The organism is Sphingobacterium sp. SYP-B4668, from assembly GCF_027627455.1.
In the GTDB taxonomy this organism is placed as follows: Bacteria; Bacteroidota; Bacteroidia; order Sphingobacteriales; family Sphingobacteriaceae; genus Sphingobacterium.
The window spans coordinates 2301793-2325492 of the sequence record NZ_CP115483.1 but is presented as its reverse complement, the minus strand read 5'-3'; the positions used below and the strand labels follow the sequence as shown (position 1 = coordinate 2325492).

The following is a 23700-nucleotide window of genomic DNA, read 5'->3' as shown; positions in this document are numbered from 1 at the left end:
TTTTGCTTGTCGTGTGTATATTATATATTCATCAAACGACACCAACCTCAAAAAATAAAAATGAACAATAAAAAGACAGTGGACAAAATGACTAATGAAGAGTTACTGGACAACAAAAAAAAGATGGTAACCATTAGTCTAATGCTAACTATACTGTTAATAGTATTACTAGCCGTGGGAACATATATATCCGTAACAAAGGCCTTCTCCGCATTAGTAGCTATACCATTTGCATTATCCCCAACTGTTATTATAAGCCTAAAGAGAATAAAGGATATCAAACAAGAGTTGAAAACACGAAATATTTGAGCTATTTCCAGAAACGCGTTAACTGAGATGTGCTTGATTGTCTGGGTCAAATTCATAAAAAGCGCCTAAAAACGATATCCTGTTTTTAAGCGCTCAACTTACAAACTAACTTAACGATTAAAGTCCTATTGACACACCGAGGTTAATCACACGTTGATTTTGGTAGGCATCCCCTGCGGTATTAGAGGTCACTTCTGGATCCTGCTGATAGAGTGAGTAATTTGTCCACGTGAACAAATTGTATGCACTCAAGTATAACCGAGCGTTATTCATCTTAAAAGGTAACCAACGCTCTGGCAATTGGTATCCTAATTCAACTGATTTTAATCGCAAATAGGTCGCGTCTATCAACCAAAAATCAGACATATAGGAAGAGGGGCTGTTGATTGTTGTCGGATTGGTCGTTAGTCGGGGAAACTTCGCTGTAGCAGCAGTCCCAGCGGTCCAACGCTCCTGATGTATGGGTTGAAACTGGCTCTGGAAGGGTTCAATACCTGCTCCCTGTACACTGAAGCTATAGCCTGTGGTCCCTTGCAATAGAGCACTAAAGCTAAATCCTTTATAACTCCCCCCTAATGTCAAGCCAAAGCTAGTATTTGGAATATTCGGTTTACCAATGGCTGTTCGATCATAATCGTCGATAATGCCATCTCCATTCAAATCCTTGTAGCGAAGATCGCCTGGTTGAACCTCATATGCACCCGCTGGTTTAGGGCTGAGCTCTAAATTATCAGCCGTATAAAATCCATCATAGACATAGCCAAATGGTTGATTAACCTGACGTCCAGTCACCTGCAACCACGGGAAAGCGGGCATCGGTTCGTCTTGAAACAAGATTTTGTTTTTGAAATAGGTCAACACACCTTTGACATTGTAGTTAAAATCGCCAACATTGTCATTGTAACTGAGCTCAAATTCCACACCTCGATTTCGTACGCGTGCTATATTGGTAGGCGAGACTCCTACACCAATGAGTATGGGTAACGATTGCGAAGTCACCAATTGATCATATCGGATATTATTGAAATAATCCAAGACCAACGAAAATTTATTATTCAACAAACTAATATCCAAGCCGACGTCGAATGATTTTTGCTTTTCCCACGTCACATTACTATTACCAAGGTTTCCTTCAAATATGGTTCCCGAAGGCTGATGCGTTTCTCCAAAAGAATATCCTCCTCCTTCGTTGTAGACTTGTTGATAGAGATAACGATCGCCCGCAACTTTATCCGACCCCACAATTCCATAGGAAGTGCGTAACTTAAATAGATCCACGAAATCAAACCGATCTTTGAAAAAATTCTCTTTAGCGAGGTTGTAACCTGCAGATATAGCGGGAAACACCCCATAGCGTTTACTAGCCTGAAAGCGATCTGACCCGTTATAAGCTAACGTAACGTCTACTAGATACTTCTCCTGATAATCATACCCCGTACGGAAAGTAAAACCTTGAAAGTTTTGTGGAATCCAATTGGTCATCTTATCCCCCTTTGTCTTATAGGACTCTCGATTATACAGGAATAAGGTGTTGACTCGGTGACTGCCAAATGCACGGGTATAGTTCAAATTGGCTTGCACATTTACCCGACTGTTATAATCTCCTTGGTATGCCCGTAGGGTATAGTTTTCCAATACGTAGGGGGCGCCACCTTTTAATTGATAATTTCCAGTTTCGGGAAAATACCTGTAGACCGGAATTTGATCCCGACCTTGTTCACGGCCATTGGATTCAATACTTGCATAAGCAATACGTGTCGAAAGAGAAAGTCCCTTCGTCAATACGTCCAACTCCTGCGTACCTCCAAAAAGTATATTGATATCATTTCGACGATTTAGGGTATAACCAGAGGTAGCCAACCGAGCATTGATAGTGGGCAAAAGCTCTTGCGTATCATTTGCATAAGCATACGAACCGTTAGGATTTAGAAATGGAGCTGACCAAGGACGTATTTTATTGAAATTGAACACCTCACCTACAATATTTCCAGCTCGTGGATTATTGATATTGTTGAAGTTTGCCCTAAAATCCATTCGCAATTTTAAGCTCTTGGTAGCCTGCACATCTAGATTGGACCGCAGATTAAATCGACGATAGTAATAGTTGTTATTGACATTATCACCTTCATTTTCAAAATTGTAGAGGTTGCCATCTTGCGAGAAGGCCCCACCCGAAATGAAGTACTTGATGCTTTGGCTTCCACCGGAGATATCCACATTACTGTTGTATTGCAAGCTGCTCGGTTTAAAAATCTCCTTATACCAATTCATATCCGGATGGCCGTAAGGATCATCCCTGAGCCGGAAATGCTCCAAAGACTCAGAATTAAACGGCTGATAGGTATTATCACCCACTGTATTGGTAATGGCTTCATTCCACAACAATGCACTCTCGTAGGCATTGAGAAAATCAAGTTTGCTGACAGGACTCTGCATTCCGGACTCCAAACGGACATTGATCTTGGGCTTACCCGATTCTCCACGACGGGTTTTAACCACCAATACCCCGTTTGCACCCTTGATTCCAAACACTGCCGTAGTGGAGGCATCTTTTAATATGGATATGCTTTCGATTTCATTCATATTAATCTGTGATAATTGCTCGTAGGTGTACTCAATATCATCCACGATAATGAGGGGCTGATTGCCATCCGGATTAAGGGAGCTTACTCCGCGAATGTAAAAATCCGAAGCATCACGTCCGGGTTGGCCTGAGCGTTGTACGGCTACAAAGCCAGGTAGTCTTCCAGAAAGTGCATTCTGAACACTGGAAGTGGGCACTTGTCTTATTTCAGCCCCTTTTATTGAGCTTACAGCTCCAGTACTCGTCAGTTTCTTAGTCGTACCAAAGCCCACAACCACCACTTCATTGATATCTTGACTATTAGATTGGAGCGTAATCTCCAAGTTTTCGCCACCTATAACCTGTCGCTCTTGCGTAGTATAGCCTATACTACGGAATATAATGGTTTTGCTCCCGCGGAGCTGTAATGTAAATCGTCCATTTTGGTCGGTTTGGGTTTGATTGTTAACTCCTTTTTCAAGAATGGTCACCCCTGCCAATGGACCTGAAGTATTCTTGACCGATCCCGAGACCACGCCTTGTGCCATGCTAAGGAGTGGAATACTAAATATAAATAGTAGTAGATATATAGCCTTTTTCATGCGTATGTTCACTAATAGAAATTAATTGAATTACCAGCCCGGATTCTGTACCATTTGAGGGTTTTTAATAACCTCGGTAAATGGTATCGGTGCCAAATACATTTTCTTCTCAAATTTCATTTTCAATATCGGCGCAGTTTGGCGAATTGTGCCAGTGCCAGTCTGATAAATGATTGCTGCATGCAGATCTTTGTTAAAATCGACTTCTGCAGTTTTCCACCTTCTCACATCATAAAAACGTTGTTCTTCGAAAGCCATTTCCTTTCGTCGTTCCTGTTGGATAACCACACGCATTTGCTGCTGACTCAAACTCGTAGGTAATTCGAAAGGAGTCAAACCTGCCCGTTTGCGTATTTCCTCTACAGCTTGATACACACTAGCATCTGGACTGCCCAATCGTTCATTACGAGCCTCCGCATAATTCAATAGGGTCTCTGCATAACGAAACAAGATGAAGTCATGATTCACATTGCTATAGTTGGTGGCAGTTTCAAAATTGCCCATAAACTTGCGGACATAATAACTAGTTTTGGTTTGTTGAACCGAACCTCCGGGCTTATCAGCTCCACCTTCAAAAGTTTGGACAGGACGATTCAACCACATTGCACCATTATAGAAAATCGTTGCATAGAATCGCGGGTCTCGACCTGTATACGGATTATTCGCGTCATAGCCGGAACTAGGATCGCTAATATCCAGTCCATTGCTCATGCCAAAAGCATCGACCAACTCTTGAGTAGCACTTGTCCGACCGTTGTTGACACCAGCAGAATACCCTATTGGTCCATTGTTGTTTTCTACGCTCGTATTATTGTCTCCCTGCTTGGAGAAGATCCGTTCCATATTACGGGTGGTGAATACTTCGGCAAAATTCGGTTCCAATTTATAAAGTCCCAAGTCAATAATAGCTTTCGCAGCATTTTCAGCTGCTTGCCAACGGTTCGATGAAAAATCGGTGTATCCAGTCAAGACATTTCCTGCATCAATATTTCCGCCATTGAACAATGGACTAGCCGCATACAAAAGTAGTCTCGATTTCAATGCCATAGCCGCTGCATTCGTGGGTCTTCCGAAAAACTGAAGATTCATCGGATCTATGCGCAAACTATCACGAATAACATCGCATTCTTGCACGATAAACGATACACATTCGTCAAAAGTATTACGAGGTAGCTCGATATCATCGTTCAATTGATACACCTTATCTCCCAATAATGGAACGCCTCCATAACGCTTCACCAGTTCAAAATAGAACATCGCCCTCAAGAAACGGGCCTCAGCTTTCCATACTTTATTAAAGGATGTGCCATTGTCCAATTGTCCTTTAAGTGGAACATTATCAATATTGGTTATAAATATGGTTGTACGTCGGATACCTTGATAGCATGTGGCCCATAGATTATCTTGGTAACTATCGGAAGTATAGGATCCCGTAGCAAGTTGCTGCACGGAGGTATTGGTCGGATTTGAGGATACGGCATCGTCGGTAGCGGCATCCAAATAATCACCGCCAACTCGATTTCCTGTACTGGGTAAAAACCGATAACAGTCTGCCAGAAAGCGATTCGCATTGACACCTGCGGAGTCACGCTTATCAAATACTTGATCCAAGGTCTGTAGTTCGATAGGTTCTGTTTCGAGGTCACTCTTACAAGAGAAGGTAAACATCATCATTAATAAGCCGAACCCTGTTAGATTTATATAATTCATATTTGTAGTGACTAAGGTCTATAATTTGATGTTGACACCCAAGCTGATAGTTCGTTGTGCTGGATATGCACCGTTTCCATTGATTTCTGGATCCAGTCTGCTATAGGGAGTAGTTGTAAATAGGTTTTGGGCATTTGCAAAAATTCGTAGAGTAGACACATTAATCTTCCGGGTAATGATGGCGGGTAAGGTATAACCCAAATCTACATTGCGAATGCGTAGATAATCGCCCGAACGTGTCCAATAACTTGAATTGTTGAAATTTGGTGTATTGGTCGGGTCAGGCCCTATTGTAAGTCTTGGATAAGTCGCAGTAGTGCTGGTCTCTGGTGTCCAACGTCCTAGAAGGAAATCGTACCCCTGTCCGTCGCCACTAGTACCAAATGAATAGTCCGTCTGTTGGTAGCTTCGATTGGCTACCCCTTGAAAGAGTATGCTGAAATCGAAACCTGAATAATTGAAACCTAGTGTAGCCCCATAGTATATGATTGGATCGATATTGCCAATAGCCGTTTGATCGTAAATATTGATGAGACCATCACCATTTAAATCAATCAACCGTACATCACCTGGCTGCACCGCATCACCATCTAAACGTGGGGCTGCATTCGCCTCTTCCTGAGTTTGAATCAGACCATTTGCTAGATACCCAAAAGTCTGCCCCACTGGCATACCCGTACGACGATTCCATTCGTACTTTTGGAAAACCTCGTTCATATATCGTACCTCCGTCTTCATACGGGAGGCATTGGCAGTGATGAAATAGTTGAAGCTCTCCAATCGATTTTGATAGCTAACACTTAACTCCTGACCTACATATAAATTTTTTCCGATATTCTCATTCGGATAACCAATACCTATCAAATCAATGGTCGATCCGCGCTGTTGTAGCAAATCAAAATAGTTATCCCGAAAGTATTCAGCAGATAGCGTAACCTTAGACTTCCAAAAAGATGCATCTAGTCCAAGGTTGAATTTATCACCTTTCTCCCAAGTTGCATCAATATTTGCCAATCCTTTTTCAGCAATACTATTCACGTATGAATATTCTGAACCAAAATTGTATCCGTTGTTACCATCCTGTCCATATGAGGCTCGCCAGCTATAATAACCCAGCGCCCCCTCATTGGTATTACCTGTACGACCATACACAGCACGAAATTTCAATTGGTCTAACCAGTCGGACTGATCTCGAAGAAAATCTTCTCGTGCAACATCCCAACCAAGTCCTACAGCATAAAATAAACCATATCGACGTCCCGGTTGAAAACGGTTAAAGCCAGAATAGTTGATTGCCAACTCTGCGAAATATTTCTGTTTATAAACATAATCAGCTGTAGCCGCCATATTGGTATAAGTGGCCGGTAAATCAAATTGATAATTCGCATTTTGCCGATCAAAAAACAATTTAGCTCCGACCTTATGGTTCCCATCGATTTGCTTATCATAGCCCAATGCCGCTTGAAAATAGAAAAAGTTAGCCGTTGACGTACTCGCAAACGAATTCGGTTGATCAGCTATAGTACCGTAACGCACATATACCAACTCACCTTGATCGTTGTAACGGACGTCATAGACAGGTTGCTTGCGGTTACGGTCGATAAAACTTGACGATGTCGCCGATACGTTGACCTTTCCTTTTGCATACAAACCGGGCAACCATTTATCAAACTTATAGTGTAAATCCAGATTAGCCAACAGGTCACGTGTATTGTCTAATAAATATCCAGATCCTGTCACTTGTTGATAAAGATTGGTTCGATATACTGACGATCCCCCATAAGAACCATCGTTGTTAAAGATTGGATAGGCATTATTAGGAGTACTATATAGCGATTGGAGTATATTTTGGCTTCCCGCACCTGGCTGACGCCCATCCTGAATACGTCCAAAAAGCTGTAAACCAATGGTAAAATCACTGTTCACATCCACATCAATTGCACTATTGATCAAATACCTACCCTGATTTAAATTGGTCTCGTAATCAAACTCATCAGATGATTTAAACATTCCATCTTGCCTTAAGTAGCTAAGTGAAAAGGCATAACGAGCATTTTTAATCCCTCCATTTACGCCCAGATTATACCTACTAATCGGATTATTATCCCGAAGTACTGCATCGTACCAATTCACATTGGGGTAGATCAATGGTGAAGTTCCGTTTTGGAAAGCGTCAAAGTCTTCTTGAGTATAGATAGGTTGACGACCGCTATTCAAAAGTGCTTCATTGTAGAGGTAAGCATATTGACCAGCCTCCAAGGGTTTGGGCTGCTTCAATGCATTTTGTAGCCCGTGTTGAGCGGTGAATGATATCCGTGGAGGTCCTGGTCTTCCTTTTTTTGTCGTTATCTGTAGCACACCTCGCGAGCTCCGTTGTCCCAACAAGAGCGATGACAACGCGTCTTTGGCAACTGTTATCGATTCAATGCTTTCAGGATCTATGGAATAAATTTCACGCTGTACACCATCAATGATAGTGACAGGATTCTGTCCACGTAAATGAAAGGCTACCTCTGTATTGTCACTGATGCTCGAACTATATTTAGTTGCATTAGTGGGTAACGAACCTGCCAAATCTAAAGAAGTAATAGCCGTAGATCGGGGCGTGCGAAAACCATTCGTCTCTTGAGTATAAAATCCTGGTAGTCTACCAGTCAAAGCATTCAAGTACAACGGTGTTGGGGTGCCTTTCAGTTGACTGTTATAAACCACAGCAACCGACCCCAACAAGCTATTTTTTTGACGCTTATCGTATAGGACATTTACCAATGAGTCCTGTGCCAGATAATGAGGAGTCAACGAAACTGTCGTAACCCCATTTATCTTAATCGTCTTGGTATAATACCCGGGATAAGAAATCAGTATCTTCATTTCGGCATCCGTAAACGCAATCTCGCTCTTTCCCTCCTCATCTGTTGTGCCGAGTAGCAATTGTTGCTGTGAATAGATATTGGCGCCTTCCAAAGGTTTGCCGTGCTCGTCCAGTACCCGAATAGGTCCCGTTCTCTGCACTGTATAATACGTCGATTTATTCTCTATCGATGAAAAAGTATTCGCTTGGGCAATAGTACCGCCTGCACACATGAGGAGCATACTTATTGCATATTTTTTTATAGCATGATTCAACATATTCAAGTTAATTAGGTTTTTTTACTCGGTCTATCTTACATCCTGTTAGTCACAACGGAATGTATATTTGAACGGCTCGTTAGTGTTTCCATATCCAACAACTTTTGTCCCCGTTTTATCCGTGTAGAAATACGTCAAACGAGAAATACTTGTTCCTTTCTTTAGACCAAAGTATCCGCGCGGCCATAGATCTAGCAAATATCGCTTACCACCAATGGCCTTCAACTTTGTAGTAGCTGTTTTTTCCTTAATTTGACCAATCAGTTTGTCCTGAGAATCAAATGCACTAACTTCCAGGTAGATATCATTTTCCCCATCCAACACGGTAGCAGTTACACCGGCATCAAAGGTCAGAGTAATGATGTCATTATCGAGACTTTTGACGGGCTGAACAGTTCCCAATTGCGGATTGACAAAGTCTATCACGTCTCCATCTCCACCAGTAACTTCAAATGCCTCTGAAAATGTATACTTCTTATAATCTGTATCTTCAAGTCGCAGATTTTCGATAGAAGACCCTACATAAAAGCCAAGACTCACCAACATATTCTCTTCTCCGACTGGGCAGTCGACTTTGACGTCAAAATCTATATCTTCGTTATTAACAAACGTATATGATTGTACACTCCTGTAAACGATCCATTCGAAGTCATCAATCAAATTAGGACCTATACCAAACATCTTCTTGGCAGCTTGATGCCAATTGAGTCCTGAGACTGGCTCAATCTCCGAATCTGCAATCATACGTAGGCTTCCATTGCCCTTGGGGCTAGTGAAGGTCAGTACGGCATTCTTACGTGCATTCCAGCTTTTGGGCACCATTATACCAGCCAATAGTTGTGTTGTATAGCTATTCCCATCACCGGCAATACGCGGTTCGGCACCACTGTGCATGGTAAAGGTCACACGTTCGCCAACATTGGCACGTGTAGGTACAGTTACCGTTAATGATTTGAGTCCACATTGCACCAACAAGAAAATCGCTAGGACGCCTGTGAATAGATACAGATAATATATTTTTTGAAATGAACTTTTCATGTGTATTAGTTTTGGCGTTCAAAATTAAATTGATAACTGTTGCTACTACATCCTAGACTGAAGCTTAAACTAAGCTGTCGTTTGCCTGCAACGACCGGGAACTGAAACTTGACTGCTACCTCTTTCTCCTCTCCTTCGGGCCTCAAAATCAAACTAAAGGGGAACTGCGGATCATTAAACATATATCGCCCAGAAGCATCTACGACAAAGGGAAGTTGCTCCGCCAGTGTATATGTACCATCAGTATTAAAATTGATTTGGAAATCTTTGACTTCCATCCGCTTACTTAAGTCTTCACCATTACGGATTAGCTGAACGACTTTCCAATTGCCGGTAATGTCTTTTATGGACTCTTCATTTGTAACTTTGGCCATCTCATCTTCACAGGATGACAAGGTCAATAAACTCATGATTCCAAACACCAATGGTGCTAATATCTTTATCTTCATCTTGTGTATTATTAATAACCAGGATTTTGTATTAAATCAATAGATTTGGCCACCTCCGATTGTGGAATTGGCCACAGGTACATCCGCTTGTCAAACACACGTTTACGCACGTTTATCGTATTATAGCTGGTTCCGGCGGCAGTACGAACGGGTTCAGTACCATGCATTTGACGACTTTCCATCGTTTCTGCAATTTTCCAGCGTCGCACATCAAAAAAACGATGCCCCTCGAAGGCTAACTCTTTTTGACGTTCATTTTGAATAATCTCACGCATTTCCTGCTGAGAAAGCCCAGGGGATAATGCATAGGGAGACAATCCAGCTCTTGACCGGATACTCTCTACCGCCTCATATACTTTTTGATCAGGCGCAGCCAAGTGTTCATTACGGGCCTCGGCATAATTTAGTAATATCTCCGCATAACGTATGATAGGCATACAACGGGGAGTCACGGTATTGAACCAGTCGGCCCCTACGTCTCTGTTCACCATCTTATAGGTGTAGTAGCCTGTTGGTGTCCCTTTATAAATAGCATCTTGACTCGACACTACGTTACTTGGATTAGTTTTGTCAATGTAGATATTGACAGGACGTCTCGCAAGCCCATCCCGATGAAATACCAAAGACTGGTCTCTCGTAATGCTGTTTGCGAAACGAGGGTCGCGGTCTTTATAAGGTTGATTGGGATCATAGCCCGAGCTAGGATCATCAATGGGTAGGCCATTTTTCATTCCGAAAGCATTAACTGTCTCCAAATAAGGATACGCCCCGGGATTGGTCACCCCAAAGGTAGGCGGATTCCAAATGCCCTCTAAATCACGATTGGTATTTTGCATCCGAGCCAATAGATATTCTGAATTTTTACGTAATTGGAACACTTGATAAAAGCCGTAACCGGGTTCGTTACTATTTCCTTGATGTAAGGTATATATGCCCGATTCCATCACTTGGACAGCAGCATGCTCCGCTCGTTCCCAACGACTCTTATCCATATCTGGGTACGCCACTACAGCTTGTAGAGGGCCATCGCTAGCCATCCCCTGTCCGTTAAACAATGGGCTGGCCGCGTACAACAACAAGCGAGACTTAAGTCCATAACAGGCGGCCTTGTTAATGCGGCCATAATTCTCACCACTATGGATCCAAGGCAAATCTTCTGCAGCGGCTTCACATTCCTGCACGATATATTCCACGCATTCGGGAAACGTATTACGTTTAGAAGGAATCGTACTACTAGCGTTAAATACACTGTCTCCCAATAGCGGAATACCGGCATAGTGCTCCAATAAGACGAAATAATAATAGGCTCTTAAAAAGCGACTTTCGGCTTTTACCCTCACTTTTATATCATCTCCAAATTTCGCATTTGGCAAATTTTTCAACATGATATTTGCCCGTCGAATATTGGTATAACTCGTAGACCAAGCATCTCGGGTAATCATATTGGAATTGACCGTACCAGTTGCGAATTGTATAAATGTATTGATGCTTCCCAGGCCTGCACCTTCCGCTTCATCAGTACTCGCATCTAGTCCTCCCCCTCCAAATCGCTTCGGCCAAGTCACAAATCCAATATCGTTGTAAATACTGGACAAAAAATTAATCGTATACGCACTGTCTGAAAAGACAACCTGTTCATTCAAATCTGATGACTTTGTTTGATCCAGAAATCCTTGCTTACTACAAGACAGAATAATCAGAATAGCAAAAGCTATATAAATAAAGAATCGCTTGTTCATAATTTGATTTATAATTGGATATTCCAACGGCTTACTATAAATGGTTCGTTTTTGATTCAGTTGGAATGTTGACATTTAAAATTGTTAATTGCATCGTCGAGTGGCCGCTAACTGTGGCCATGCGCTCTCGTTTTCTATGGCCCACCTTGTTGATGGACAAGCAGCCCCATCGCATTCCATAACCCGTCATCTATACACCTATATCTTATCGTCATTACTCTGTTATTTTACTTAAAGAAAAAGGTCTCGCTTCAAGAGCCACGCCTCTGGTATAATTGGGTCTTTCTCCCATTTCAAGTTCTAATACACCTCCATTCAGGATATCAGAATAGGTAATAAAATTCTTGTCATATGGTACACCATTCAGCCGAGCAGTCTGTATGTATACATGCTTAGGACTATTATTTTTGGCATAGACGACGAAGCGTTTGCCATTTTCAAGTGTTACGGTTGCTTTTTCAAATACAGGACTGCCAATCACATACTGATCTGTACCTGGACAAACACTGTAAATTCCCAAAGCACTGAGTACATACCAAGATGACATTTGCCCTTGGTCTTCGTCACCAGGATATCCTCTCTCAGTAGCATTATACAGTTGCGAGGTTACCATCCGCACTTGCTTTTGAGATTTCCAAGGTTGACCACTAAAATTGTATAGGTAAGAGACGTGTTGTGTCGGTTGATTTCCATGCGCATACTGCCCCATTTTGGCCAATAACATTTCCCGCATTTCATGGATTTCCTGCTTGTAAGACCCGTATTTAATGCTCTGTTCCATCGTGAAGAATGAATCAAGTTTGGCATTGAACCTTTCTTCACCCCCAATCAAGTTTATCAATCCATTGATATCATGCATGACCGACCAGGTATACTGCCAAGCATTGGCTTCTGTAAAAGCTCCACCCCACTCCACTGGATCAAAATCAGGCATCCAATCGCCATTAGGTAGGCGACCTCTTACAAAGTTTACACTCGAATCGAATACATTTTTATAGTTATACATCTGTCGAGCGTATATATTCTTATAGAATGTATTTCCCGTCATATGGGCTAATTGGTAAGCACAAAAATCGTCATATGCATACTCCAAAGTTTTAGCCGTACTCTCATGTAAATCTTCTGCGTAAGGGATATATCCTTTGGTAAAATAATCTTTCCAGCCCTGACGTCCGTTCGACCCTCCCCAAAAACCTTTATTGGTAGTCTCGTGGTAGTAGGCATTCAAGGCGCTATCTGGATCGAACGTATGGATACCCTTAGCCCAAGCATCTGTCAATAACGAAATAGCATGGTTGCCGATCATGACACCAGACATTCCTGGGTTGGACCAAGTCGGGAAGAACCCCGCTTGTTTCTGTGCAGCGAGCAAAGATTCCATATAACGCCCTTGCAACTCCCGGTGCAAGATATTGCTCAACGGAAACTGGGCTCTAAAGGTATCCCAAAAACCATTATCAGTATACATATACCCTTGATGGACCTTGCCATCATACGGACTGAAGTAGTAAGGATTTCCCTGTGCATCTACTTCATAAAATTTTCGGGAGAACAAATTTGCGCGAAACAGGCAAGAATAGAAAGTTGCTTTCTCGGCTTCTGTCCCACCCTCTACAAGTACCCTATTTAACAGAGCGTTCCAGATATCAAAAGCTTTCTTTTTTGTAGTCTCAAAATTACCGTTACCTTCCAACTCCTGACGGAAATTGCGTTCAGCTTGTTCCTGATTGATGTAAGAAGATGCAATCTTCACTTCTACCTTCGTACCAGGCTTGAATTCCAAATAGGCACCCACTCCTTTCCCTCGTGCATGGACCTGATTTCCGTGTTGTGTATTATTGATATTCTCCCAAGTACCATAAGCTTTAAAATCTTGATCAAATACCAACACAAAATAATTCTTAAAATTCTCCGGGACAAATCTACCGTTATTGACGTAGCCGATTATCTTACGCTCGTCGGGGAGAATCGTTACCTCGCTGTCTTTCAAAAATCCATCCAGTATCAGATATGCCTTTTCGCGTTTCGGGAAGCTGAATCGCATATGCCCGCCGCGTTCTACAGGACTTACTTCTGCTTGCACACCATTATCAAATTTGACTGAATAGTAGTTTGGTTTGGCTATCTCATTTTGATGTGAAAAAGGCAATGCCCGCGCATCTTCCTGTACTTTTAGCTCGCCGAGAGCAGGCATCAAGGAAAAAACGGCATAGTCGCCCATCCAAGGACTACATTGGTGTACCTGTTGAAACCCCCTTATCGTATTCGCCTTGTATTGATACTTCCAGCCATCCCCGTTCTTTCCTGTCTGTGCGGAGAAAAAATGCACCCCAAAAGGGAGACCTACCGTTGGATATGTATTGCCATAAGAAAGAGACCATTCTGAATCCGTTCCTTGCAGGGTATTAACGTATTTCACGAGATTGACCTCCTGCCCTTGACAAAGACCTATCGGTAACAAAATACCTACGATACAGGATAAAATGCTTGTTTTAATTCGATACATAATTTGAGTTGTCATGATGAATATTTCTATTGATTCTTAAGGTGAAGGACATCGTGTTCGGAATGGCCATATTGCTTCCATAAAAGTGACGCCTGTACCAACTGGGCTCTAGCTACTCCGGCTATATTGATTATTTTCTCCTCTCCTGGCATCAAACTGAAATAGTTTTCGGAAAAAAGTACCGGCAAAATCCGCTCTCGGGTAGCGCTATTTTCTAATCGTAACCGATTTCCAAACGATATCGTTCTCCCTTGATTTTTAATCCGTACTTGTGGAACTCCGACCTCTGTTCCAGGGATGATTTCAAAAGATAATTTCGCTGCTGGTAAAGCATTCAACGCGGTATAATCCAAATCCTGTTCACCGTTACGCCAGTAGAAATTTTCTGAAATGAGTGTCCCTAGGCTGTCTTTCAACTGCAATTTTATAAAGTGCAAGAGAGAGAGCCCCGTTGCTGCTTGTCGCTTGCCATATACTTCCAATTCAAAAATGGAAAATCCAAACTCAGTCGCACGTTCTGTCCCTACTATCTTTACGAACCTGGCCTTCACTCCTTTTAAGGAAATATCCTCTACCCCGCCTTTTGATTTTTTAACGTGTTCAATCGTACGCCAATTTTTAGCGTCATTAGAGACTTGTACCAAATAGGTCGCTGCATGCGCTTGTTCCCACCTCACACGGAGTGTGTGTAAAATCTGCTTTTTTTCAAGATCAACATAAATCCACTCCTGATCGTTAGGATTACTTTCCCATCGACTAGCACTAGCTCCATCGGTCACGAATTCGGCTTTGCCATTCATTTGGGCCGATGAAGAGTAGGCTGCTTTTCCGAAAGCTAGGTTTCCCTGATTAAAATTTAGTCGAAAAGCCTCCTTCCTTTCACTTGCCGGGATGTCCAGCTTTACAGATGCGCCATAAAGCGGAAGCTCTTGTCCCGCTAGATTGTACACTCGAGCAGTTGCATAAGCTCCAATTAACGGTTTAGAACTGCTGTTAATACCTTTGACACTGTTGTTGGAAGCATTCCACTGAATGTGCAAAGGTTCGCAAGCTTGCTTTGCTCCCCAATACGCTCCTGTCGCATCATAATAATAATCATAAGTCTGCCATACAAATGAAGGATAAGCTGACTGACTCATCCAAATCAACATCCCGGTAGCATCGTCCCACATTTTGTCATTCCACGCCTCATACATACCTTTCATTACTTCAATGTTCAGATACTGGGCTTTCTCACAAAAAGATTCTAAATTATCGGACTGGCCAAATTGCGTATTGACAGCATGTTTATATCGAATGGGACTGGCATTAGACGCCTCTTTCCCAAAATAATGCTTATTCCAAACATTGTCATCATCCGTCTCCAATTGATGATCTGTCGGCAATGGCCATAACTTATCCGCTGGGATAAAAGCCCTTACACTTTCATAGTTTGGAAAAGTTGCAGTTCCAATCTCAGTACGCAACCCATATCCTCTATCAGACCCATATGGATATGCAGGGTCATTCCATGCTAAATTACTACCTGAACTCTCAAAATGATGCTTTGGAGGCTGATTGCCCCACCACCCACTTCCTGAGAGCCCATCTTGATTAGAACTTGATTTATATAAACGATCATTATGGTCCTCCAAAGCAATGATTGAGCGTAGGTAATTATCCAATTCGGGTTTAGGTCGCGTCTCATTCGCCCCACACCAAATGGCAATGCTCGGATGATTGCGTAACCGCTTGACTTTGTCTAGTGCATTTGCTTTGAAATCCTCTTCGTCCGCAACATCATTATAGGCCACATAGAGCCAAAAGTCGTCCCAGACCATAATACCGTAACGATCGCAATAGGTATAAAACTCATCATCCGTTACCGTACCTGTCCAAAGTCGGATCATGTTGTAGTTCATATCCTTATGTAGCTTAATCTTCGTCTCATATTCTTCGCCATGGCAACGAAGTAAATACTCGCTCATACCCCAATTACCACCTTTTAAGAATATTTTTTGCCCATTAATGAAGAAGGTCAACACAGGCCACCCTGCTTTGTTGGTTACATACTGATACTCGTATTTACGGATTCCAAAACTAATCTCTCGACGATCCGACGGTTGTCCATCATAACTACAGCTCAATGTGCAATTATATAGATTAGGTTCGCCATATCCATTAGGCCACCATAATTTAGGATTACGAAGCACAAATTCTTTAATTTCCTCTTTACTCAGGTATACCTTTATTTTGCTATTAGCAGCTACTTTTACCTTTTTGCTGAAATGAACATTACCAGGTTGAATGACGCCCGACAATTCGACCTCCCTATCAGTACTGCTAGAGTTTTTGAGTTCGGTAGACACGAAGAGATAAGCAATCTCATTGGATTCCAATTCTGACCTGACCCACGGATCCTCCAAGGTAATGTCGCCCGTGGTATTTAGCGAGACATTTCCTGTGATGCCTGCCAATCGACCTGGTACATAGGGCATCCAATCCCAGCTTGCAGCCGATAAATAGGTGGGGCTGGCTACAACACCAAAAGGATCCTTGGCATCACGAGTTTTTTTCTGGTCGGCATCTGTAATCAATACAGCTATCGCGTTCTCCTGTCCAGCAACTATTAGTCGACTAATGTCATATTTCGTACGAAGCATGTGGCCGCTAACATCCTTAGTTGACCCAGCTGTACCTGACAGTTTCACGCCATTTAAATAAAAATCAGCATATCGATTAGTATTATCAAACTGCAACCAAAGACGTTGATCAGGTTTGTAATCGGCAGGAATACGAAAGGTAGTTCGATACCAAAAAGGACGATTGAAATTGCGCTCGTCTACACGATGTATATTGTCTGCAAAATTGGGATCAGGAACCAACTTTGCGTCTACATAGGCCGTAAATACGACACCTGGCACCACGCCTTTCACTGCACCATCCAGCTTAAAGTTTGGAAGGGATATTTCGTATCCAGTAGACGCAATTTCGGCTTGGGGTTTTACCTCCCAGACTATATTAGAGTTGCTGCTGTTCAAAGACATGTGTCTGAGCTGACCCATGGCAAAAAAACTCCCCAGTACAAAATACAGCAATAAAATGGTTACTCTTCTCATCCGTTTATAAATTGTCTTTTACTTCTTCAAGTCCCCATTCTTTATTGGGTTGATCTGTCATGAATAATTCCAACTTCCCTCCAGTGGCTATATCGTTAAAGTCCAAATAACACTTGTTATAAGGCTTACCATTTAACATGGCCTTCTCGATATAAATATTCGTGGCTGAATTATGATGGGCTTTGATAATAAACTGTTTTCCTGAAAAATAATCTCTGTCTAGTGAGAAGGCAATCTCATCAAATACAGGACTGGTAATCTCATAGCGCGTACTACCTGGACAAGAAGGATGAATCCCGGATGCACTTAAGACATACCAGGCCGACATCTGTCCAACATCCTCATTGCCCACTATGCCTTCTACGGTATTCTTATAGGCTTTATCACATATATGACGTGTCCATTTTTGAGTCATCCAGGGTGCTCCTAAATGATTAAAAAGAAAGGGAACCAAATGCACCGGTTCATTGGCATGATTATAATAATCATTCCACAATAAGCTTTCGGGCGTTTTGGCAAAAAAATCGGTCAAATCAGCCAAAACCTTTTCACGTCCCCCCATAAGGGCAACCATACCAGGTATGTCATGCGGCACAAACCAACCTTGTTGATAGGGATTTGATTCCATCGTTCCATACCACTCTTTAATGCGACCTTCTTGCGGCCAGGCTTCCCAAGACCCGTTCTCCTTCCGGGGACGAAACCATCCTTTTTCTGTGTCGAAAATTTGGCGATAGGCTTGTCCTTTTCTCTCATAGAGATTAGCTTCGTCTTCCTTACCAAGCTGCTTTGCCAATACGGCGATACACCAGTCTGTATATCCATACTCCAAAGTATTGGAAATACTGAAAGGAGGACCTGTATAACCCAACTTATCATTCCCGAACAACTTAGAGGTATTTTTAGCGTACAGGTAGGCTTTCTCGACATCATAATCTCGAATACCTTTCACATAAGCGTCAGTAAGCACTGACAATGCGGGGTTACCAATCATACAACCTGAATAGGCATTTAAAAGCTCCCATCGTTCATAGTATTCTTTCCCAGATTCATCCGCCATGCTGATAAGAGAGTTGAGTTGATCGCTCACTAACCTAGGGTTGATAATAGTCTGCAATGGAAACTGACTACGGAAAACATCCCATCCGCTGAAAATCGTACGTTTTGTAAAACCCGCATTACCATGTACCATCAAGTCACCACCTCGATAGCGACCATCTACATCAGTGTAGGTTCGAGGGTCTATCATCGTATGGTACAAAGCTGTATAGTAAATTGTCTTTTGCTCTTCCGTACCTCCTTTGATAGCGATTCGCGCCAACTCCTTGTCCCAAGATTGACGAGCCTCCTGACGAACACGTTCGAAGTCCTTTCCATCTATTTCTGCTTTTAAATTTCGCTCAGCTCCCTCCATGTCGACAAACGAGATTCCGACTTGCAAGGTGACGACTTCGTCCTGCTTGGTTTCGAACTCCGAAAAAAACCCTAAATGTTTACCCTGTTGCGTTGTTCCTTCTCTTTGTACTTCGGCTTGTTCAACTCGTTTTAAATAGGGGATACTCACCACTTCATCACGTTTCCGAACCCAATCATCAGGAATATCAGCGCGCCAAAATCCGTAACGATCTAAAGGTTTACTAAAACGAGCATAAAAATAAATCGTATAATTCGCTTTGCCGTCGCCATTGCCCCATCCTCCACCGTCTGGTGTACATTTCATCCAGCCTTTGATGGTATGCGAATCTATCTTAGTCACGTACTGTTCTGTGGACGTTCCGCCCACTCTACGCGCAAGGTCAATCTGGATACGGGACGATTTGTTTTCCGGATATGTAAATTTCAACATGCCGCTGTGCGCAGCAGCAGTGGCTTCTACCTTAACATCGTAATCCAATAACTCTACCGCGTAGTAACCTGCTTCTGCATGCTCTGTCTCTTTATTGTACGAGGATCGATAACCCTCGATACTACCGTCTTCTTTACCCGCTATAATCTTTAATTCACCAGTGGTGGGCATTACCAAAAAATTTCCCAAATCTCCAAACCATCCCACTCCACTCATTTGGGTAAAAGCAAATCCTTCTATTGTCCGATGTTCATGGCTATAACCAGGACTATTATCACCGCCAGTAATCGTATTGGGGCTAACTTGCACCATACCAAAAGGAGTCGCAGCCCCAGGAAAAGTCTTTCCTAAACCGTGATATACCTCTGCAGCCCCTACACTAGTACTCGCTCCAATAAATGGATTTACATAGGTGCTAGGTTGGAAATTATCTCGGTTGCTCTTGACTGCGCACGAGCCCAAAAACAAGACAAGGGAGGGTAACGTATATAATATAATTTTGTTTAGCATTTGCTTTAAGTTAATAGCTATTTCTTAATCAAGAATGTCTTTATCCCATGACGAGGGAGTTGAAATTTGAAGCCCGTACCGGTTAAATCTTCGTTGGTCGCTAACCGCTGTTGCTCCTCTCCGTTGAGCAAGACTTCTGTTATTGACCTTGCCAAAAAACCGAGACTTATCTTCTGCGGTCCGGAATCTCCAGCAGCATTGTAAAGACGTAGTAAAATATCGTTGTCGGTAACTTTCATGGTACTAATCTCCAAACCTGGCTGTTCTACCTTTACATAGGAGCAATCTATCAAAGGGATTTCCGCTTGAAGGACCGCGACCAACGGTTCATTCCAACGATTGCTATGTGCCGAAATATTGGCGTCATCCCACTTTCCACGATGTGGAAAAAGTGCATACTTAATCCTTGATGGGCCATCGATTTTATAATCCATTCCCCATAATCCAATCCCCGAATATTGCGCCGTAAGACTTAAAGGTTGGTCTGGCCCATGACCATATGATGTGGTATGGTCTGAAAATAAAGCCAACCCATAGGTCTCGCCCCCCTCCAAAAGATCCACCCAATTGAGAATAATATTGTGCTCGATTCGATCCCATTGACTAAAAAAGGTACTATCTAATCTGCTTTCACATACATCAAATGGTGCATTTTTAAATAGCTTCGTCCTTTCAAGACTATTAGGAAACATAACTTTCAATTTATAACGATCGTTGGTATATGCTCTTCTATTTTCAGTCCAGTCAGCTCCTTGTTTATATTCGCCTATGCCGACATTATTTTTCCAGTCAATGGTAAGGTCAAAATCTATACGAGGCTCTCCTGCTTCGAGTGTAATCACTTGTGTATACGGGTGCGATGCGATATTTCCAGTAATCTCTACTTTGACAATCATCCCGTTGTCGGCCAAGACTTTGAATGTAGCCGGGCTTTCTTTGGAGGATTGAAATTGATGAGTTTCGTAGAAAAATCCAGATAGCTCTCCTAAGACATAACTTCCATCACGAATAGCAAATTCCTTATTATCAAGCTTTTTTGCAATAAGGCTGTGTATTGATCCGCCTCTACTCTTATCAAGGACAATTCTGTAGTTCTCATTTTCGATGATACAGTTCCCAACAGCATCAAAGGACACCGCTTCGACGACGGGTGCAGACTGTTTACCTTGTTGTATGACATAGCTTGCAAACCCAAACGAAGGTACCGTAGGACGAAAGGTCAACACCATATGCTCCTCCTCTTGACGTATTACATGAGGGAGATGTTCGCCCTTACTATTGGATACAACCAAGTTGTGGGTCGCAGATAAGGCAGGCAGTTGCACAGATACTGCTTCTGTACGCTCTTCAGGCAGGGTATTGTATACACGGATGTATTGCACATCTTCTTCATTGGCGTTGGTTACTACATTAAAGCTACCAATAGCATCGTCCTGGAGAGATTTAACAAGTGTATTGGTACTATCCGTCCAATTTTTTATCGCCTCTATCCAGTTTTGTCGGCTGTTGAGCTGATTATAAGGTACTATCCAAGAGTCGTGATGCTGAGCCATCATTAGACTCTCCCAAGCTTGAGAAAATTGCTGTTCAGCTGGAACGTACTGATTGGCAATGTTGGCCATTGCACTCAGTTTCTCCCCCATCACAATGCTATTTTCAGCAGTACGCACCTGTTGTCCAATACGTTGTAATGCCTGACTACCCCACATCAAGTTGACAAGAAAGTCCTCTTGCGAAAGTCGCCAATCATCCTGTGTACTCCCGTCAGAAATCTCCTCGAAGTATTCTCTCCAGGTCACATATATAGATTTATTCTTGATATTATTACCGTAGCCCAACCAAGGTCCATTCTTCCACCCAGCATCTTGATAACACATTCCTACTGGCTTGGTGATACCGCTGGCATAACTGGATTGCAGAAAGGCAACCGAATTGTTCCAAGCCGTGGTTTGCCATGTTGAATTTTCTTCGAGGGCTTCGCTTTGATAGCGTGGTACGGTGAGAATAGAAGTACCATCGGGTCCAATCCAATTAACCAATTGTCCTCCATAGGCACGTGCGTAACCTCCCCAACAGGTGTTTGGTGATTTAAGAACAGCATATCGAAAGCCAAATTGTTTCAATAACTGTGGCAAGCTACTTGTAAAACAAGGCTCTTCAACGGCATAGGTAGTGAAGGTCAATCCCGGAAAATGTCGGTGCAAACGCTTAATCCCGTATTCAAATTGCCGAATCAAACTTTCCCCTGAAATGTTATATCCATATGGCTGAGCATAAGTTGGATTAGTAAATTCTATTCTCCTATCTAGCACTAGCTTACTAAAACTGGCATACGCTGCTGGGGATTTGACTCTTACGGTATCCCAAGTCTCTGGCTCTATTTCCAATCCAAGCTTCCACTCTGGATGCTGGGCGAGTTTGTCCACCATGAACTGTGTCACCCACAAAGGATAATGACCGTATATGCCTCCGTGGTAACCGTCCACGAAATAGGCTTGCTGTGCCTGGGTATTTATCCAAAACAAGTAAAAACCAAATATCAAAATGTACCTTTTCATTCCGTAACAACTAGTTGCTTTTCACTAATGTAATTTTACGTTTCTTTGGGGTACTTGTATCTTTGATGATATCCAGTAACAAATCCATCTCGCCTTGCCATGCTTGCCTTACTTCTGGAAACATCGCTTTGCTGTAAAGATCACGTTTGGCATTCAACCAACCATCTTTTTCTTTATGCTGGTCCAGAATTTCAATCGATTTTCTATTGTTGGCGTCCAACAACCCCTTAGGCTGAAAGAAATTATATTGAATCCAAGCATAGTCCCGAAAACGTCTTTCGATCTCCCAACGTTCTTCATTGAGATACATAATACGTAAGGCTTGCTGATATTGCGGGGTCTTGTCGAGGGTAGCCAGATTGATACCCTTCGCATATTCTTCAGCTGACCAATTCCCGACTTTCTCACCGTCTATTAATAGTTCATGCACACCTTGCAATCCATTGACAACAAGTAATTCTTGATTCATCTCATTAATAAATGGGATTACTTTGGTCGCCATAAACTGGCTTTTCTTACTACCCCAACCACGTGCGACCGTATCCATGGGATACGGTAAGGCTTCAGCTAAATAATCAAAGCTGATACCCGTCGCTGTTTTTTTAATATTGGATAGCTGGCAATTTTCTACTTTTGTCGCACGTTTACTTTCGGCATCTACAGTCATCCCAGCCACTTTTTTCCCTCCCCAGCCCTGTGCCTTTAGGAAAAGGTAGGCCATCACCATATGTCCGTCATTGTCTGGGTGGATACGATCGCTACCACACAAGGTAAAGCTAGGCTCCTGTTGTTGAAATTGCTTATTTAATGCTGTCATCGATGTGTTGAAGTCAAAAAATTCCCATTTATTGACTGTGGCAGATTGCTTTTGAAAATCGACGATACGCAACATGGCCTTATTCTTATTTTTGAAAGGTACATTGCCTTCAATCTGTGCCGTTTCATCATACGGTGAACTGCCTACTAAAACAATCCGGGTACCGGCGAGCCCTTTAAAGCGAGCTTCCATTTGCTTGAAGGCATCAAATGACTCTTTTACTTTTTCATCGGCAAATTTATCGGCATCTGGTCCATTATATTCGAAATATCCAGAGTCATTCATACCAAAAGTACCGACTAGTACAGTTGGCCGTTTACTGAATACGTCACCATCCAACCTCTTCACCATATCACTAGCCTTATCGCCACCGATACCTGCATTCAGAAACATGACATCCATTTTTGGAAAACGAGTCATATAATATAGCCAAATGTAAGAATGATAATGACCACCATCGGTGATACTGTTGCCTAGGAATACGACGCGATCGCCCTGCTTAAAAGGACTTACCTGTTGACCATAGCCCAACGCCCCGTTAAAAAATAAAACAAAGAAACTGATGATATAACAGCAAAAAGTTGAATAGTTTTTTTTCATATGTATATAATTATTTCATAATCTGTCATTAGCAGATTGATTGGTTTTCAGTCGTAAGGTGCTACTCGTTTACTGCCCCCATTAGGGATACCACAAAAGCCTAGAGAATATCATGTTGATGATCTATAATTTATAAAATGGTTATTTGCTAATCGACGAGATGTGATCAGTCATCACCCAGGTAGAACAAGCGAAAGCAAATCTATAAAGCAAAACGCCTACCTGT

At 42.4% G+C, this 23700-nt stretch carries 11 protein-coding genes; all 11 read right to left on the bottom strand.

From position 1 onward, the window contains the following. Positions 1-426 precede the first annotated feature (426 nt). A complete protein-coding gene (locus OQ289_RS09790; protein ID WP_270090549.1) occupies positions 427-3474 on the bottom strand; it encodes a SusC/RagA family TonB-linked outer membrane protein in 3048 nt (1015 codons plus the stop codon). 30 nt (positions 3475-3504) lie between these two features. After that, a complete protein-coding gene (locus OQ289_RS09785) occupies positions 3505-5184 on the bottom strand; it encodes a RagB/SusD family nutrient uptake outer membrane protein (protein WP_270090548.1) in 1680 nt (559 codons plus the stop codon). An 18-nt stretch (positions 5185-5202) separates the two neighbouring features. Then, positions 5203-8313 (bottom strand): SusC/RagA family TonB-linked outer membrane protein, encoded by a 3111-nt coding sequence (locus tag OQ289_RS09780; protein WP_270090871.1) that lies wholly within the window; start codon positions 8311-8313, stop codon positions 5203-5205. A gap of 45 nt (positions 8314-8358) precedes the next feature. After that, positions 8359-9351 carry a DUF4961 domain-containing protein gene (locus tag OQ289_RS09775; RefSeq protein ID WP_270090547.1) on the bottom strand — a complete coding sequence of 331 codons (993 nt, stop codon included), beginning with the start codon at positions 9349-9351 and terminating at the stop codon, positions 8359-8361. A gap of 5 nt (positions 9352-9356) precedes the next feature. Further along, complete coding sequence (locus tag OQ289_RS09770; RefSeq protein ID WP_270090546.1) at positions 9357-9800, bottom strand: DUF5004 domain-containing protein; 444 nt, start codon at positions 9798-9800, stop codon at positions 9357-9359. 11 nt (positions 9801-9811) lie between these two features. Next, a complete protein-coding gene (locus tag OQ289_RS09765) occupies positions 9812-11614 on the bottom strand; it encodes a RagB/SusD family nutrient uptake outer membrane protein (protein WP_270090545.1) in 1803 nt (600 codons plus the stop codon). A 139-nt stretch (positions 11615-11753) separates the two neighbouring features. After that, a complete protein-coding gene (locus OQ289_RS09760; protein ID WP_270090544.1) occupies positions 11754-14060 on the bottom strand; it encodes a GH92 family glycosyl hydrolase in 2307 nt (768 codons plus the stop codon). An 11-nt stretch (positions 14061-14071) separates the two neighbouring features. Then, positions 14072-17143: a galactose-binding domain-containing protein gene (locus OQ289_RS09755; RefSeq protein WP_270090543.1), complete on the bottom strand. Its 3072-nt coding sequence runs from the start codon at positions 17141-17143 to the stop codon at positions 14072-14074. A 4-nt stretch (positions 17144-17147) separates the two neighbouring features. Then, positions 17148-19499 carry a GH92 family glycosyl hydrolase gene (locus tag OQ289_RS09750; protein WP_270090542.1) on the bottom strand — a complete coding sequence of 784 codons (2352 nt, stop codon included), beginning with the start codon at positions 19497-19499 and terminating at the stop codon, positions 17148-17150. Between the two features lie 17 nt (positions 19500-19516). Continuing rightward, a complete protein-coding gene (locus OQ289_RS09745) occupies positions 19517-22057 on the bottom strand; it encodes a glycoside hydrolase family 38 C-terminal domain-containing protein (RefSeq protein ID WP_270090541.1) in 2541 nt (846 codons plus the stop codon). Between the two features lie 10 nt (positions 22058-22067). Further along, positions 22068-23474 carry an SGNH/GDSL hydrolase family protein gene (locus OQ289_RS09740; protein WP_270090540.1) on the bottom strand — a complete coding sequence of 469 codons (1407 nt, stop codon included), beginning with the start codon at positions 23472-23474 and terminating at the stop codon, positions 22068-22070. Between the last annotated feature and the right edge of the window lie 226 nt (positions 23475-23700).

Excerpts from the sequence above, each read along its gene's own strand:
- OQ289_RS09790 (WP_270090549.1), bottom strand. The coding sequence starts at position 3,474 with ATGAAAAAGGCTATATATCTACTACTATTTATATTTAGTATTCCACTC.
- OQ289_RS09785 (WP_270090548.1), bottom strand. The coding sequence starts at position 5,184 with ATGAATTATATAAATCTAACAGGGTTCGGCTTATTAATGATGATGTTT.
- OQ289_RS09780 (WP_270090871.1), bottom strand. The coding sequence starts at position 8,313 with ATGTTGAATCATGCTATAAAAAAATATGCAATAAGTATGCTCCTCATG.
- OQ289_RS09775 (WP_270090547.1), bottom strand. The coding sequence starts at position 9,351 with ATGAAAAGTTCATTTCAAAAAATATATTATCTGTATCTATTCACAGGC.
- OQ289_RS09770 (WP_270090546.1), bottom strand. The coding sequence starts at position 9,800 with ATGAAGATAAAGATATTAGCACCATTGGTGTTTGGAATCATGAGTTTA.
- OQ289_RS09765 (WP_270090545.1), bottom strand. The coding sequence starts at position 11,614 with ATGTCAACATTCCAACTGAATCAAAAACGAACCATTTATAGTAAGCCG.
- OQ289_RS09760 (WP_270090544.1), bottom strand. The coding sequence starts at position 14,060 with ATGACAACTCAAATTATGTATCGAATTAAAACAAGCATTTTATCCTGT.
- OQ289_RS09755 (WP_270090543.1), bottom strand. The coding sequence starts at position 17,143 with ATGAGAAGAGTAACCATTTTATTGCTGTATTTTGTACTGGGGAGTTTT.
- OQ289_RS09750 (WP_270090542.1), bottom strand. The coding sequence starts at position 19,499 with ATGCTAAACAAAATTATATTATATACGTTACCCTCCCTTGTCTTGTTT.
- OQ289_RS09745 (WP_270090541.1), bottom strand. The coding sequence starts at position 22,057 with ATGAAAAGGTACATTTTGATATTTGGTTTTTACTTGTTTTGGATAAAT.
- OQ289_RS09740 (WP_270090540.1), bottom strand. The coding sequence starts at position 23,474 with ATGAAAAAAAACTATTCAACTTTTTGCTGTTATATCATCAGTTTCTTT.